Genomic DNA, 16039 nt, shown 5'->3' on the forward strand with positions numbered 1-16039 from the left:
TAAGTATGAGAAGTTGAGCTTGGCGAGGGCAGCTGTGAAAGGTTCATGGTTCATAGCAACCCTATTTGGTCGCAATCAAACCAAGAGGTTGTGCGATGAAGAAAATACAATTTTATATGATATGCCAGCTCGCCATGAGGCCCCTATTCTACAATAGGTGTAATCTCTATTTTACGAAAATCGATGGGTCCATGGTCTCCTTGTATGAATATCGGGCCCGGTTGCGCTTCTTTGTTATCCAAGGCCCCACCGGTCATCCCTGGGATATTTTGGTCGTTGATAATGGTGGTCCCATTTGCGATTACGGTAACCCGGCGACCGATAAGGGTAATCTCAAAGGTCTGCCATTCTCCCGCCTTTTTCGCGACCATTTCGTTCGGCGTTAAAAACCCATAAACTCCTCCAAAGTAAACACTGGACGCTTCCTTACCATAATTGTCGGCGATCTGTACTTCATATCTACCACGCAGATAAAGTCCGCTATTGCTGTCTTCCGGATATCGGAATTCCGCTTTCAATTTAAAATCGCTAAACTTCCGGTCGGAAACAAGGTTGGAACCGGACGCAGGGCTTTTTAAAATCCCCTCTTCAACAATCCATTGGTTCTCACCTTCGGCATGCCATCCGTTCAAGCTTTCGCCATCAAAAAGAGCGACCGTGCCCCCCCAGTTCGAAGCTGCGCGGTACTTTAGTTTAGGCGCCTTTACCGCTGTCCAATCATAACGCTTTCCATCGGTATACACCATAGTACCGTTCAGCGCATCCCCGACCAAGTCCCCTTCAAAGATCATGTTGGATCCGCCCGGTTCCCATTGTGGTGGTATCTCAAATCGAAATGTCGTCTTTTCATAGGATATCTCTGAAATCGGTCGTGCGCTCCCAAAAGCGTACACAAACCTACCTACAAGGGTATGGTTCCCTGAGTGGGTAATTTCCAACCAGGAAGGCAGTTCTTCCCCATCCTTTTGAATGGTCAAATTCCAGCGTCCCTCCAAAGCTTCTGATTCTTGCGACATCGTCACCGAGGAAACCAAACTGAAAAAACACACCAGCAATACCCGTATTACCCTTAACTTAAAAACCATGGAACATATATTTGTTACGCTAAAATAGAACTTATCCGTTACATCCGAACGTTTTGGGTTAAACGACACCTTTGTTTTACGCTTTTTTCCGAAACTAACCCTCCCCAATCGAAACAGGAAAATTTCCATAGTCCTATTTGCCCCTCGCACCATTTCCATACCCGAATTTCCATTGTCCATCTTGTTTGACCAGTCGAAAAAGAAATTGTGTCAACTCCTCTTTAGCAACATCAAAAAAAAGAGGAATTACGAAAATCAGGGCCAAAAGGAAACGAAAGACGTGTCCATTGTGTACTTTTATCCGTACAAAAACAAATACTAATGTCCACTGCAAAAAAAGAGTACAAACGGGTCACCGTAAAATCATTGGTAGAAATGAAGAAGAATGGGGAGAAAATCTCCATGCTTACCGCTTATGATTATTCGATGGCAAAAATCGTGGATTCCGCCAAAGTAGACATCATTCTGGTCGGTGATTCGGCCAGTAACGTTATGGCGGGGCACGAAACCACCTTACCCATTACCTTGGATCAGATGATCTATCACGCCACTTCGGTCATTCGAGCGGTAGAACGTGCTTTGGTCGTTGTCGATATTCCCTTTGGAAGTTATCAAAGTGATCCCAAGGAGGCCTTGCGTTCGGCCATACGGATCATGAAGGAAAGCGGTGCACATGCCGTTAAGCTTGAGGGTGGTGAGGAAATAAAGGAATCGGTAAAACGTATCCTAAATGCGGGCATTCCCGTAATGGGTCACTTGGGGCTTACACCGCAGTCAATTTATAAGTTCGGTACGTACACCGTTCGGGCCAAGGAGGAAAGCGAAGCTGAAAAATTGATATCAGACGCCAAGTTGTTGGAGAAAATAGGATGTTTTGGTATCGTTTTGGAAAAAATACCGGCCTCGCTTACTCAAAAAGTCAGTGAAAAACTTTCGATACCTACCATCGGTATCGGCGGAGGTAAACATGCAGACGGCCAAGTACTGGTCATTCACGATCTGCTGGGTATGACACATGAGTTCAATCCGCGGTTTTTAAGACGGTATATGAATTTATACGAGGATATGGGAAATGCCATCTCCCAATATGTGACGGACGTTAAAACAAAAAGTTTCCCTAGTGACGACGAACAATATTAAAAAAGGCGCTATGAAAAAGGGCCGGAGGTTGAAGCAGATCGGTATCGTTTTGTTGGTGCTATTGAACATAGGTTGTGATCAAGTTTCCAAAGATGTGGTACGCAAAAAGGTCGACTTTGGTGAGTATATTGAAATTGTGCCCGATCATTTTATATTGACAAATGTGGAGAACACTGGTGCAATGCTCGGTTTTGGGGATGATTTTTCGCCTTGGGTAAAAATAATCGTGTTGCAACTGATTCCCGTGCTAATACTTTTCGTGCTATTGTTCCGAGTTTTGTTAAAAAAAACCTTAACCCTTTGGGACGGTACCGCCTTTTCTTTTGTGATCGGTGGCGGCATCGGAAACCTGATCGACCGTATTGCCTATGGCTCGGTAACCGATTTTTTTCAGATACGTTTGGGGTTTTTAAAAACCGGTATTTTTAATATGGCCGACGTGTCCGTTACCCTTGGGGTGCTATTGTTATTGGCCCTTTCCCTGAGCGGTAAAAAAATTGTGGTTTGATGGCATCTAAACTGCGGTCTACAATTTCGAACTTGCAAGTACTCTACGAGGACAACCATCTGATTGCCATAAACAAACGAGCGGGCGATATCGTACAGGGCGACAAAACCGGCGATACCCCTTTGAGCGAGGTTACCAAAGGCTACTTAAAACGGAAATACAACAAACCTGGAAATGTGTATTTGGGCGTTGCCCACCGCTTGGACCGCCCCACTACGGGCATTGTGGTTTTTGCAAAAACTTCAAAAGCCCTCCCCCGTTTAAACAAACTATTTGCCGAAAAGGCCGCGGAAAAAACCTATTGGGCCGTTGTACGCCAAGCACCGGAAAAACACGAAGCTACGCTAACGCATTGGCTGAAACGAAATACGAAACAGAACAAATCGTACGCGTACCCCAAAGAAGTCCCCGAAAGTAAAAAGGCCATACTCTCCTATACGCTCCGCAGTACATTGGATACCCATTTTTTACTAGAAGTAGCCTTAAAGACCGGTAGGCACCATCAAATTCGGGTACAGCTATCCGCCATAGGCTGCCCTATAAAGGGAGACCTCAAATATGGATTTCCCCGCAGTAATAAGGACGGCAGCATTCACTTGCATGCCAGAAGCCTTTCCTTTATACATCCGGTCAAAAAAGAGCCCATTTCCATTCAGGCCGCCCCTCCCAAAGATCCCATTTGGGATGCGTGTGTATAATTTGATTACATTTAATGCCATTTTAACTTTAAAATGATATAAGCCCTTAATAACAAGTTGTTTATGATTCGAAAAAACCTGGTAATACTTGCCCTGTCCGTATTCGCCTCCTGCGGAAGTTACAATTCCATTGATCGGTTTTACAATGCGCATAAAAACGACGATCAGGTAACCGCAGTACGTGTACCCCGTTTTATGCTTAGTCTTTTAAGCACTTTTTCTCCCGAAATGGAACAAATGATTGGTACTACAAAAGATTTGCGTTACATGCAGTTTCCCAGTGCTACCGCAGAACGCACTTCTTTTCTCAACCAACAGATGAATACGATCACAGGGAACAATTTTATAGAAGTGTATCGTAAAAACGATGCCTTAAAAAGAAACGTGGTATCGGTTCGGGAAAAAGGCAATACCGTTCGTGAAATATTGATTTATAATAACAATGCTACCAAAGGCTCTTTCCTCTATTTTAATGGAAGGTTCGACCCGGAAAAAGTACGGGCGATGGCAAAACGGAACGAATTTCAAAAGTTGGGACAAGGATTGGTACAGGAACTGAATATGGATACCTCCCCGAAAACCCCGGAACAATAACCGACACCGCTTCCAACTTAACGGCGATACGCGCGAACACTTTCGATGACTACGGATGCCAAAATCAACGCACCTCCGATAATCGTGGGCCAAGATGGTATTTCGGAAAGGAACAAAGCTCCGATGACTATCCCGTATATGGGTTGTACACTGCTAATGATACTTATCGTGGTCACCGAGAAGTGTTTAAATGTATTGATCAATAGCGTATGGCCCAAGGCCGTAGTCACCAAGGCAACTCCCAATAACCCTTTCCATTGCCCTGGCACCTCGGTTAGGTCGTAAATAAAAAAAGTGGGAATCAATAAAACCGAAACCAATAACAGCTGATAACTCATTAAAACCGACCCCTGGTAGTTACCGACTTTAGTTTTAACGATCAAATTCCTTAAAGCGTAGCATACCGCTGAAAAAAGTCCGAACGCTATCGCCACGGTATGCGAATTCCCAAAATCGATATCGGGTGCCAACAGATAAACACCGCTCAATACCAAAGCCCCCAAGAACAAATGTATTTTTTGAAAACGGGTTTTTAAAAAAACCGGTTCCAAAAAGGCCGTGAACACCGGATAGGTAAATAAGGCCAGCATACCAATGGCTACATTGGAGAGTTGCAAGGCCTCAAAATAGGTGATCCAATGAACGCCCATTAACACCCCGGAAAGGAAAATGGGAGCCATATCCGCTTTTCTAAGGCGAAACGAAATGCCCTTGAACCTGCAATAAGCATATAAAAAAACCAGTGCCAGAATGGAACGGATGGCTATGGTCAGTGGTGCCGGGAGGGTAATATACTTTCCGAAAGGCCCGGAGGTACCCATTAATAGCATGACCAGACCGAGCTCGATAAAATTTCGGGTATGGGGCGTAAATACCTTCAAAGGTCAACGTGTATAGGCCATTGCCTTTTCCCTGATGATCTGTGCCACCGGTTTGTTTTCGAGATGACTTTCGAGCCATGAAATGATATCCAGATACAAAAAGGCCCTTTTTTCATAAGGATCGTTTTCGTAGAGCTTCAATCGGGCATGCAGTTCTTGAAAGGCATCCTGCAACTCGTGCGGATAAATATTTCCAAGATTCCGTAAAAACTTGATCATTTCTTTTTGGACCTCATGCAGATCGTTCATTTTTAATAAAAATTTGTAGGTACTCTTCAATTGTACCTCCAAATGATAGTCCATTCCTGCTTCGTAATGCGCAAACAAGCTCAATACGCGGGCAAAACACATCAGATCTTCCCGCATTTTTAAGTTCCGGTTGTTGATGATCTTGTTCAGATAGACAATACAATTCTTATGATCGCCATCCCCAAAATACAGGCATGCAATTTTATAATACAGCACCATAATATGATGCGCATCAATGCGATCTTTATGCTTGTTTATTCCAAATTCGACAATCTTCACCAAATAAAGGCCTTTGTGGAAGGTGCCCTCCAGAAAGTGCAAATTCAATTTGTTGGCATTGAGATATAGAAAGGCCAATGACGTAATATTATCATTTTTGGGAAAGTCTTTTCCGGCTACAACGGATTCTAATTTTTCCAATGTTTGTCGGAACTGCGAACTGTATTTCACATAGAACAATGATTCCAAAAGGTAGTGGTTGCCCTTTAGAAAAAAGACGGGATTTAGAAATATTTGTTCCTTTTGCTCATAAAAAAGGTCCACCCATTTGCTGGCGTACTTATACGACGACACAAAATCCTGAATTAAAAAACTGTACCAGAGGTGCGCCTTGTACAACCATAATTTCTCCCGAAAACCGAGTTCTTTTAGATCATATTTTGGCAAGTGTTCCTCAAAGTAATGCTTTATCCTTTTAAAATCGGCGTCACTTTGTACATAACCGATCTTTAGCATGATACCATACAGTTGCAAGGACAAGTTGGACAACTTACTGGTCATCACGTTCATGGCAGAAAGGTTCTTGGCCTGTACGGCAAGCTCGTTTGCCCTGTCCGGGATACTTCGGGTAATGTATTGGGTTTCAATAATTTTCTCCAGCTCTACAATTTCATAGGCAATGTTTTTCTCTTCATTTTCGATTGCAATGGCCTTCGCCTTGTCCAACAACTTTAAACTCTGTTTGTACAGTCCTTTTTGGTACAATATGGTCGCAAAATCCAGTTGCTCGCGAATCTGGACACGAATATTCTGATTCACGGGATTGAGCCGAAGACTGACCAGGATTTGCTTGTAAAGGTGTGCCTTTAAATTGGAGAGCTGGGTTTTTTTTACGATCCCACTGTCCAAAATACTTTTTTCGTCGTACTTCTTAATTTTATCGAGCAAATTAAAAAGCGCTAAAAATTTAGCATCGGTATTTACCCCCAGCCTGCCGACGTATAGTTTAAATTGCCGCTTCTCAGACTTGGACAAGGACTTTACCAACACGAAAAGGGCATCTTTATGTACAGTTGTCATCGTAATAAATAACAGTTAAAAACTTGAAATTCAAATTATTAAATTGCGACCAAACCAATTTAACGTTGTAACTATTTTTTCGTAATTTCGGTGGGTCCAACCCGTCGCGCTATATTCGTAGAGGGTACCTAAACTACACAAATATAATGAGTAAAGATAAGGTAGATATTTTTGACACCACCTTACGGGACGGCGAGCAGGTCCCCGGATGCAAGTTAGACGCCGAACAGAAATTGGTGATCGCCGAACGATTGGATGAGTTGGGCGTTGATATCATCGAGGCGGGATTCCCCATTTCAAGTCCCGGTGATTTCAATTCGGTCCACGAAATTGCAAAATTGGTGAAAAATGCAACGGTCTGCGGACTGACAAGGGCCGTCCAAAATGATATAACGGTTGCCGCCGATGCCTTGAAGCCCGCAAAAAGGGCAAGAATACATACCGGGATAGGTACTTCCGATTCACATATTCAGCACAAGTTCAACAGCACAAGGGATAAAATTATCGAGCGGGCGGTAGCTGCGGTCAGTTATGCCAAAACCTTTGTGGAAGATGTGGAGTTTTATGCGGAAGATGCCGGACGAACGGACAATGTATTTTTGGCAAAAGTGTGCGAGGCCGTGGTAAAAGCGGGTGCAACAGTGTTGAATATCCCCGACACCACCGGTTATTGCCTTCCCGAAGAATACGGATTGAAAATAAAATACTTAAAGGAAAACGTTACCGGTATCCATAAAGCCACGCTATCCTGCCACTGCCATAACGACCTGGGACTTGCTACCGCAAATTCCATTGCCGGTGTGGCCAACGGGGCCCGACAAATTGAGTGCACCATTAACGGAATCGGGGAACGGGCCGGAAATACCTCTTTGGAGGAAGTAGTGATGATCTTAAGGCAGCACCCTACCTTAGGGCTTGATACCGATATCAACAGCAAGCTGCTCTATGATACCAGCCAAATGGTCTCACAAAAAATGGGAATGATAGTACAGCCCAATAAGGCCATCGTTGGTGCAAATGCCTTTGCACATAGTTCGGGAATCCACCAGGACGGGGTCATCAAAAACAGGGAAACCTACGAAATTATCGACCCTGCCGATGTAGGCGTTAACGAATCGTCCATAGTACTGACCGCAAGAAGCGGAAGGGCGGCTTTGGCCTATCGCGCAAAATTGGTAGGATACGAACTTACGAAGCTCCAACTTGATGAAGTCTATCAAGAATTTTTAAAGTTTGCCGACAACAAAAAGGAAATTTTGGATACCGATATCCATGACATCATAACGGCGACGGACCTGAACATTGAAAGTGTTTTGTAAATGCAATTGAAAATAGCACTTTTGGGTGGTGACGGAATTGGGCCGGAAGTACTGGCCGAGTCGGTGAAGTGCCTACAGGCGGTCGCGGAGACCTTCAATCATAATTTTACCTTCGAAAAAGTGCCCATTGGCGCCATTGCCATTGAAAAGTACGGTACTCCACTACCCAAAAAAACCTTGGAAGTGTGTGCCGATTCCGATGCCTCGCTCTTTGGCACTATCGGTACTCCGGAGTATGACAATTCCCCTTCGTTGAGTATTCGCCCTGAACAAGGGCTATTACAGCTCCGAAAAGAACTTGGCCTTTTTGCGAACGTCAGGCCCGTAATGATGTTTCCTGAAATTATCAAAAACTCACCATTAAGCAAAAAAATGGTGGCCGGTACCGATTTTGAGATTTACAGGGAACTCTCGGGAGGTATTTACTATGGCGAAAAAAAACTGGAAAACAACGGTACGCTAGCCACCGATCAATGTTCGTATTCCGAAAAGGAAATCAGTAGAATTGCCCACAAAGCATTTAAAGCCGCTAAAAAAAGACGAAAGAAAGTAACTTTGGTCGACAAGGCGAACGTTCTTGAAACCTCGCGCCTATGGCGAAAAGTGGTCATGACGATATCGGAAAGTTATCCGGAGGTAACCTTGGAATGCCTGTATATCGATAATGCGGCGGTGCAACTCTTGTTAAATCCAACGGCATTCGATATCATTTTGACCAGTAACATGTTCGGCGATGTACTGTCCGATCAGGGCAGTGTCATCATTGGGTCGCAAGGACTGCTTCCATCGGCTTCCATTGGAGAGTACCATTGTATGTTCGAACCGGTACATGGGTCTTACCCCCAGGCAAAAGGACTGAACAAGGCCAATCCGGTTGCTTCTATTTTCAGTGCGTCCCTACTGTTGTCCCATTTTGGCTTGAAGGAAGAATCACGGGCTGTCATCGCTTCCGTACGAAAATCGTTCAAAAAGAAAATTGTAACACCTGATATTCTCGGTAGCAGCAAATATGGAACGAACTATGTGGGCGACTTTATCGCCGACCATATCACCGATATTGATGACGATATGAATATGAACGACGAAAACATCGGCTTGGGAAAATCCACCATTATTTAATACCATTTCAAAGTTAAAATGGTGTAATACCTTTATTCGTTCAAAAGATTTTGAACAAAAGCTTCAAAAGTATTTTTGAATTCAAGATGTTTTTCCCCGGTTGCAGGACCGTTAAAACCGGTATGTATTTTTCGGACTTCCCCTTTTTTGTCGATTAATATCGTAGTTGGATAGGATAGTACATGGTTCAGCATAGGCAGCTTTTCCTGAGCTTTTTGCTTGTCGGAGGTACCATATTGTGCTAAAACAATGGGATACTCCACTCCAATACGCTCCTTTAACCTTTCAATACTTTTAAAAGCGCCGGTCTCGGTCTTGGCATATTCGAACGCCAACCCAACTATTTCTAGATTCTCTTCTTGGTTCCGTTTTAAATAGTCAACATAAAATTTGGTTTCGTCCAAACAATTAGGGCACCAAGTACCCATAATTTGTACCAATACCACCTTACCTTTAAAACGGTCGTCATCCAAGCTTACTATTGTACCGTTGGCATCCGGAAAGGCAAAGTGGAACCGATCATAACCCGGTTTCAAAAAGGTAAGCGAATCGGCATTGGGAAGTTCAAACTGTGGGTTACGCCTTGCCAAAAAAGGCTCTTGAAAATGATTTCCCGAAAAAAAGGTTCCTTCCAAGGTACTATCCGTGGCCCGGGCCGCAAATAAAAAGGCGTGTGCACCGTCGAATGCCGATAGTTTTAGGGAATCGCCGTTAACGATCCCTTCCAAATAACGGTAATCGCCGGTAGTTGTTCTGAACGTACCGGTAACCTGATTTCCCTTCTGGGAAAAAATACCCTTTCCCAAATATTCGTCTTCCGTATCTCCACTAAATAAGGTTTCCCATATCCCGGCAACATTCGTGTTATGGGCTTTGGTCTCATCAAAACGGGTAGGTTCGCCATATACGGCGGTAAAAGGTACCACACGGTCCAAACTTTCTTTGATAAAAGCCCCTTGCATTGCCGTTTCGGTAAACGTACCTGCCAAATACCCCTCAAAAACAGGGGCCCTAATCAAAATGGAATCGTTGGTGATCTCAATTTCGTCGACAAGAATGGTTTCCGTACCGTTGAAAATTTGCAGCGCATACCCCCCATTTTCCGATGTGGTCCATGCAAAATTGAAAGGAAGCGTCTGCCCGTCCGTAATCTTTAAAGCTGCGCGCCAAATCCCATCTTTTGGTACGGCAGTCTTTTGGCGTTCACATCCCGAAAGCAGTATAAATGCCACCACAAAAACGAAGAGATTTTTCATGTCTTTAAGCTTAAACCCTATCGGGGCGATTATTGATGGCAAACCTACGCTAAAAAATAAATCAATTCCAAAGAATCGCTATTGAATGTCTAGGGGCATTGTTTTATCTTTACGCGTTTTAAAACCGACCGATGAACATCTCTTACAACTGGCTCAAACAATTTTTAAACCTGGACTGGGAATCCCAAAAAACGGGAGAACTGCTAACGGATATTGGTCTGGAAGTAGAGGGGATAACTGCCTTTGAATCGGTAAAGGGCAGCTTGAAAGGCGTAGTTGTAGGACATGTGCTAACATGTAAAAAACACCCTAATGCCGATCGGCTCAAACTCACGACCGTCGATATTGGTGACGCACTGCCCCTACAAATTGTCTGCGGTGCGCCCAATGTAGTAGAAGGACAGAAAGTGCCGGTAGCCACTGTGGGTACGGAACTTTATGACGCCGATGGCAAGCCATGGACCATTCGCAAGGGGAAAATAAGAGGCGAAGAGAGTTACGGAATGATCTGTGCCGAAGATGAATTGGGCTTGGGCAAGGGTCATGATGGCATTATGGTCCTGGACCCTTCGTTGGTACCTGGCACCCCTTGTTCCACCATTTTTGAGATCGTTCAGGACGAGGTATTTGAAATTGGCCTTACCCCAAACAGGGCGGATGCAATGAGCCATTTCGGTGTTGCTAGGGACCTAAGGGCCGGCCTAAAACAACAGGACCTGCAAATAGAGCTGATCACACCATCGGTAAGCCAGTTCAATGTGGACGATCGATCCCTAAGAATTGAGGTGCAAGTAGCGGATAGTGCGCTGGCACCGCGGTACTGTGGCCTTTCTATAAGTAACCTAACGGTGAAAGCTTCACCGGATTGGTTACAGCATCGCTTAAGGGCCATTGGCCTAACGCCCAAAAACAATGTCGTTGATGTCACCAATTACGTGCTGCACGAACTGGGACAACCGCTACACGCCTTTGATGCCGACCGCATCTTCGATAAAAAGATTGTTGTGAAGACCGTGAAGGCGGGAACAAAATTCATGACTTTGGACGGGGAACAGAGGGAACTCCACGAGGACGACCTTATGATTTGCGATGGTGAAAAACCAATGTGTATCGCCGGTGTTTTCGGAGGTATCAATACAGGAGTTACCGAGGGGACCACTTCGATTTTTCTGGAGAGTGCCTATTTTGATCCGGTTTCCATTCGAAAGACGGCAAAACGCCATGGCCTCAATACGGATGCCTCTTTCCGTTTTGAACGGGGTATCGATATCGAACAGGTGGAATACGCCCTCAAGCGTGCCTCACTTTTAATTACGGAAATTGCCGGCGGCACCATTTCGTCCGATATTATCGATCTATATCCTAAAAGAGCGGATGACCATCAAGTATTTCTAACGTTCAAAAAAGTGCATAGCCTGATTGGCCAGGAGATTCCAAAAGACACCATAAAATCCATTTTGGCTTCCTTGGAAATACAGGTAAAAAATGTGACCGAAACAGGGCTTGGACTCTCCATTCCCTCCTATAGGGTAGATGTGCAGCGCGAAGTTGATGTGATAGAGGAGATTTTGCGCGTTTATGGCTATAACAATATTGCCTTTACCGAAAAATTGAACGCCTCCATTGCCCCTACTTCCAAATTGGAAGATTACAAGCTGCAACGGATAATTGGTGAACTATTGGCCGCTTCCGGTTTTTACGAAATCATGACCAACAGTCTCACCAGTACAAAATACCACGAACATATATCAGAAGCGGCGAAGGCACAAGCGATAACAATGCTGAACCCCTTGAGCAACGACCTATCGGTAATGCGACAGTCGATGTTGTTCGGTGCCTTGGAAGCGGTTTCCCATAATATCAATAGAAAAAGACAGCACCTTAGGCTGTTCGAGTTTGGACAGACCTATCACCAATTTACTGCAGAAAGGAGAGCGGAACGCAAACATCTGGTGCTGTTGGCTACAGGAAATCGAGAACGGGACAGCTGGACCGGTGCAACCCAAAAATCGGATTTCTTCTATGTACGCGGTATGATCGAAAATGTATTGCAGCGATTGGGAATCAATGACATACGGCCTATACCGGTGGATCAGCCTCTTTATTCCGAGGGCATAACCTTGACCTCGAACAAGCGAAACTTGGCCGAAATAGGTCTGGTTCAAAAATCGGTCCTCGATAAATTTGGCATCGCCCAAGAGACGATATTTGCCGATATCGATTGGGACGAGGTACTCAAATTGGCCGGGGCGAAAGCCATTGTTTATCAAGAAATTCCAAAATATCCCGCCGTAAAACGTGACTTTGCCCTTTTATTGGACGATTCCGTTGCTTTTAACGATCTATATCAACTAGCGCTGCAAACCGAAAAAAAACTGTTGAAGGATGTCAGTCTTTTTGACGTGTACATGGGAGATAAGTTGCCGAAGGGAAAAAAATCCTATGCCTTGAGCTTTACCTTACAGGACGAACAAAAAACCTTGACGGACAAGCAGATCGATAAAATTATGAAGAAACTACAGACGCGGTTTGAAAAAGAACTACAGGCCGAACTTCGTTGACAAACCTTTATATCTTTGCTGGTAGGAAAACACTATCGATTTCATGGATGACCCCGTTGCATTGGTTCTCGTCCGCGGTCGTGATCCTCGCGGAGTTCCCATTGCTATCGGTCAGTACAATATCGATACCGTCCATGGTGGCGATAAGCTTATCGCCTTGAACCGTAGTGAAGCTGGCCGTTCCCTTTCCACGGCACATTGCTTTTAGAATATAGGATGCCGAAAGGTTTCCAGCAATGATATGATATCGAAGTAACGCTTGTAGGTCATTTTTGTTTTCGGGTTTTAAGAGTGTTTCCATTTGTTCTTGGGAAAGCTTTTCAAAGGCCGAGTCCGAAGGGGCGAAAACTGTGAACGGACCCTTTCCGGACAAAATGTCCTCTAGATCAGCAGCACGCATGGCCGTTAACAATACTTGATGATGGTCCGAATTTTGAGTGTTGGTAACAATGGATTCACTAGGATCCATTATGGGTTTTTCATTGGAATTTTGTGCACAACAAAGATTGAGGAAAAGAAATAGGCACGCACAACATAACTGGTAAAAGTAGGACATCATTTGATAATATTTGGGAACGGAAACCGATAAAACGCCGATTTCGTCGGTAAGATACACTGGTTTGCCGGAATACCATGTTAAAAGAAAGTGCCATTCAAAGAAATTAACCTTATCTTAACATGTAAGTTCAACATGGTATTTCAAATGCGGTGACTATTTGTTAACTTTACAATGCTAAAGAAAAAGAAATGAGATTACAAAAAACCAACATCGAGCAAAAGCTCGAAAAAGTTCGTTCTACAACTTCAAATACCGATACCATACTAGCGGAAGTGCATCGGATTCTTCAAAAAGATGCACAGGAAAATGATCGTATCGAAAAAAATTTTTCAGGAGGAAAAGCACTGGTGACCAATGCATTCGATTTTGATTTATTGGAAACCGATCGTATTTATCATATCGACCAAATCAAAAAAATCTGTATCGATTATCGGTTGCGCTTTTTGAACTCCAAATATTTTAAGGGGGAAATACCGCAGGAAGCCATATCCAAGATCAAACAGTTGGAGAAAGCCCATGAAATAGAATTGACAGGATTTAAAATTGTAGCCCCTTCAAAACTTTTTAAATTAGAGGATAAGGACGACCCTTTATTGTTCGCACCTATTGGAAACGATTACTTTTACCTGATACACAAATGGGGCAATGACCTACACCCGTTAAGAAAATTGTTGGTGTGGCCGTTTAAGGGCATTGTAAACCTTACCGTACTGGTAATGTTGATCAGTTATGTCTGTACTTCTTTGGTTCCTTCAGGTCTGTTTTCGAAAACAGCTACATCGAGCGAATTTTGGATCATTTATTTTTTCATGTTCAAGAGTATCGCTTCCGTCGTTATTTTCTATGGATTTGCTTTAGGGAAAAACTTTAACCCCGCTATTTGGAACAGTAAATACTTTAATGTCTAGCACCGACATTATTTAAAGGGCACAACGTTTTCTTAAAGTACCTAAGCTAGCCGCAAGTATCTATCCTCCCTATTAAGATACCGGGACCGTGTTATACTGTGAAGTGGTTTAAACTTTTTCTCCCGAACCCTTGGGAGGCTAAAAGATGATGCTTTTTCACGCTTCTTCCGACTTTTTTCCTTCCGTATCCCGGCTATCCTCCTCAAAATAGGCCTCAAAAGAGCGAAGAATCATGTACCGCATCGGGATTGCTTCAATCCAAAAAACTAAAATGGTATATGCCCATTGGTGAATGCCCATGTGGATCCTTACGGAAGGTCTGGATTGGACATGGACCAAAACCTCGGACCGGCCGTATAGGGCAATTATGATTTGTATCGAAAAAGGTAGGTTTTACGAAGCTGTCCAAAAATGTAGCTTTTAAAGCAGCTCAAGCATATACCTTTTGATATTGGCATCCTTGTAAATCTTTTGGATTCTATCATGGTATAACCTTGTAAATCTTTGATTTTTAGCAAGGTTACCAAACAGGGATTCTTGTTTTATAAAAGACAGGCTGTCAGTTTCTGTTCGTTTGGCCGCTTCATGAAGTTCGGCACCCATAGCATCGATAATTTCAATTGGCTTCCTATCCTTATCGATTCCCTTATCACTATAATAGCACCAAGCAGCGATGACCAATGTGGCGCATTGTATGTTTCCGCCAGTAGCTAAATTCTCCTGTAGTGTAGTAATCAAAAATTTAGGCAACTTGGCCGAGCTTTCCGAACAAATACGGCTGACGCTGTCTTTGATATTTGGGTTGGCAAAACGCTCTAGCAAACCGTCTTTATAGTCCTCCAAATCAATGCCTTCGATATTTCCCAAAACTGGAGTAGCTTCTGCATCCAAAAAGCCGCGCAAATAAGTGGTGAAGGTTTCGTCTTCCATACAAGCATTGATGGTGGTGTGGCCGTATAGCGCCCCCAAAAGCCCCAAGACCGAATGCCCGGCATTGAGAAGTCGCAGTTTCATTTTCTCATAAGGCTCCACATCGGGTACGAATTGTACGCCTACTTTTTCAAAGGCCGGTCGCCCATTCGAAAATTTATCTTCTACGACCCATTGTATAAAAGGTTCGCAGGTAACGGGCCAGGCATCTTGTATGCCATAAGTTAGTGCTAAGGTTTCGATATCCGTTGGGGTTGTCACCGGCGTAATGCGATCTACCATACTATTGGGGAACGCCACTTGTTGTGCTATCCATTCCGCCAGGTCAGGATCTTGCTTTTGGACAAAGGCAAGTAGCATCTTTCTTGCCATGTCTCCATTATGCTCGATATTGTCACAGGACAAAATGGTAAAAGCGGGCAAACCCGCATCGCGCCGCCTTTTTAGGGCCGTGGTTAAAAACCCATATACGGTTTTAGGTTCCAGTGGATGCTGTAGTTCGTGTTGAATGTCGGGGTTATCAAAATTGAAGTCCCCCGTATTAGGATTAAAATTATACCCTCCCTCGGTTATCGTCAGCGATACGATCCTAGTATCCGCATCTGCCATGCTAGCGATAACGGGTTCGGGGTCCTCGATTCCCATTTTGAAATCAACTATGGCCCCGATGACTTCGGCATTGATTTTTCCGTTTGGGTGTTTGACCATCAAGGTATAGAGGTGGTCTTGGATTTTAAAAATGTCACGGAGTTTGGAATCCGCTTCGCGTAATCCGATTCCGCAGATATTCCACGCTGGGGCACCGCCGCCTTTTTTTAAAAGGTGTAGATAGTAGGCAAGGTGGGCCCTATGAAAGCCGCCGACCCCGATATGTACGATTCCCGTTTTATTCGCGGAACGTGAATACATAGGCACGGGTATATGATTTCCTAT

General features: G+C 44.0%; 14 protein-coding genes. 8 read left to right on the forward strand and 6 right to left on the reverse strand.

Features of this window, described 5'->3' with window-relative positions; genetic code table 11:
* Positions 1-143 precede the first annotated feature (143 nt).
* Positions 144-1085 carry a 3-keto-disaccharide hydrolase gene (locus tag ACRD7P_RS11530; protein ID WP_430907766.1) on the reverse strand — a complete coding sequence of 314 codons (942 nt, stop codon included), beginning with the start codon at positions 1083-1085 and terminating at the stop codon, positions 144-146.
* 321 nt (positions 1086-1406) lie between these two features.
* On the opposite strand from ACRD7P_RS11530, the gene panB reads away from it, so the two are divergent.
* From panB to ACRD7P_RS11550, 4 genes are all read left to right on the forward strand, one after another.
* On the forward strand, positions 1407-2225 hold the full coding sequence (gene panB, locus ACRD7P_RS11535; RefSeq protein ID WP_430907767.1) for a 3-methyl-2-oxobutanoate hydroxymethyltransferase: 819 nt from the start codon (positions 1407-1409) through the stop codon (positions 2223-2225).
* A gap of 10 nt (positions 2226-2235) precedes the next feature.
* Entirely contained in the window at positions 2236-2733 is a 498-nt protein-coding gene (lspA, locus tag ACRD7P_RS11540; protein ID WP_430907768.1) for a signal peptidase II, read from the forward strand.
* Positions 2733-3431 (forward strand): RluA family pseudouridine synthase, encoded by a 699-nt coding sequence (locus ACRD7P_RS11545; RefSeq protein WP_430907769.1) that lies wholly within the window; start codon positions 2733-2735, stop codon positions 3429-3431. Before lspA ends, ACRD7P_RS11545 begins: the two co-directional genes overlap by 1 nt.
* Before the next feature lie 63 nt (positions 3432-3494).
* Entirely contained in the window at positions 3495-4025 is a 531-nt protein-coding gene (locus ACRD7P_RS11550) for a DUF4252 domain-containing protein (protein ID WP_430907770.1), read from the forward strand.
* A 17-nt stretch (positions 4026-4042) separates the two neighbouring features.
* Here the strand turns inward: ACRD7P_RS11550 and ACRD7P_RS11555 are convergent, their stop codons facing one another.
* Positions 4043-4906, reverse strand: coding sequence for a DMT family transporter (locus tag ACRD7P_RS11555; protein WP_430907771.1), 864 nt, complete (start codon positions 4904-4906; stop codon positions 4043-4045).
* A 3-nt stretch (positions 4907-4909) separates the two neighbouring features.
* Positions 4910-6454 (reverse strand): hypothetical protein, encoded by a 1545-nt coding sequence (locus tag ACRD7P_RS11560; RefSeq protein WP_430907772.1) that lies wholly within the window; start codon positions 6452-6454, stop codon positions 4910-4912.
* A 146-nt stretch (positions 6455-6600) separates the two neighbouring features.
* On the opposite strand from ACRD7P_RS11560, the gene ACRD7P_RS11565 reads away from it, so the two are divergent.
* Together ACRD7P_RS11565 and leuB are read left to right on the forward strand one after the other, a co-directional pair.
* Positions 6601-7773 (forward strand): 2-isopropylmalate synthase, encoded by a 1173-nt coding sequence (locus ACRD7P_RS11565; protein WP_430907773.1) that lies wholly within the window; start codon positions 6601-6603, stop codon positions 7771-7773.
* Positions 7774-8892, forward strand: a complete 1119-nt coding sequence (leuB, locus tag ACRD7P_RS11570; protein WP_430907774.1) for a 3-isopropylmalate dehydrogenase — start codon at positions 7774-7776, stop codon at positions 8890-8892. It begins immediately after the preceding gene.
* Between the two features lie 32 nt (positions 8893-8924).
* Here the strand turns inward: leuB and ACRD7P_RS11575 are convergent, their stop codons facing one another.
* Positions 8925-10148: a peroxiredoxin family protein gene (locus ACRD7P_RS11575; protein ID WP_430907775.1), complete on the reverse strand. Its 1224-nt coding sequence runs from the start codon at positions 10146-10148 to the stop codon at positions 8925-8927.
* A 131-nt stretch (positions 10149-10279) separates the two neighbouring features.
* Here ACRD7P_RS11575 and pheT point away from each other — a divergent pair, with 131 nt between their 5' ends.
* Positions 10280-12709: a phenylalanine--tRNA ligase subunit beta gene (pheT, locus tag ACRD7P_RS11580; RefSeq protein WP_430907776.1), complete on the forward strand. Its 2430-nt coding sequence runs from the start codon at positions 10280-10282 to the stop codon at positions 12707-12709.
* Positions 12710-12716: 7 nt separating this feature from the next.
* On the opposite strand, the gene ACRD7P_RS11585 is transcribed toward pheT, so the two are convergent.
* Positions 12717-13178 (reverse strand): fasciclin domain-containing protein, encoded by a 462-nt coding sequence (locus tag ACRD7P_RS11585; protein ID WP_430907777.1) that lies wholly within the window; start codon positions 13176-13178, stop codon positions 12717-12719.
* A gap of 278 nt (positions 13179-13456) precedes the next feature.
* Between ACRD7P_RS11585 and ACRD7P_RS11590 the strand changes: the two genes are divergently transcribed.
* Positions 13457-14176: a hypothetical protein gene (locus ACRD7P_RS11590; protein ID WP_430907778.1), complete on the forward strand. Its 720-nt coding sequence runs from the start codon at positions 13457-13459 to the stop codon at positions 14174-14176.
* 420 nt (positions 14177-14596) lie between these two features.
* Here ACRD7P_RS11590 and ACRD7P_RS11595 read toward each other — a convergent pair whose 3' ends face one another.
* Positions 14597-16015, reverse strand: coding sequence for a mannitol dehydrogenase family protein (locus tag ACRD7P_RS11595; protein WP_430907779.1), 1419 nt, complete (start codon positions 16013-16015; stop codon positions 14597-14599).
* Positions 16016-16039: the final 24 nt, after the last annotated feature.

This window comes from Maribacter sp. 2-571, assembly GCF_050589625.1.
In the GTDB taxonomy this organism is placed as follows: domain Bacteria; phylum Bacteroidota; class Bacteroidia; order Flavobacteriales; family Flavobacteriaceae; genus Pelagihabitans.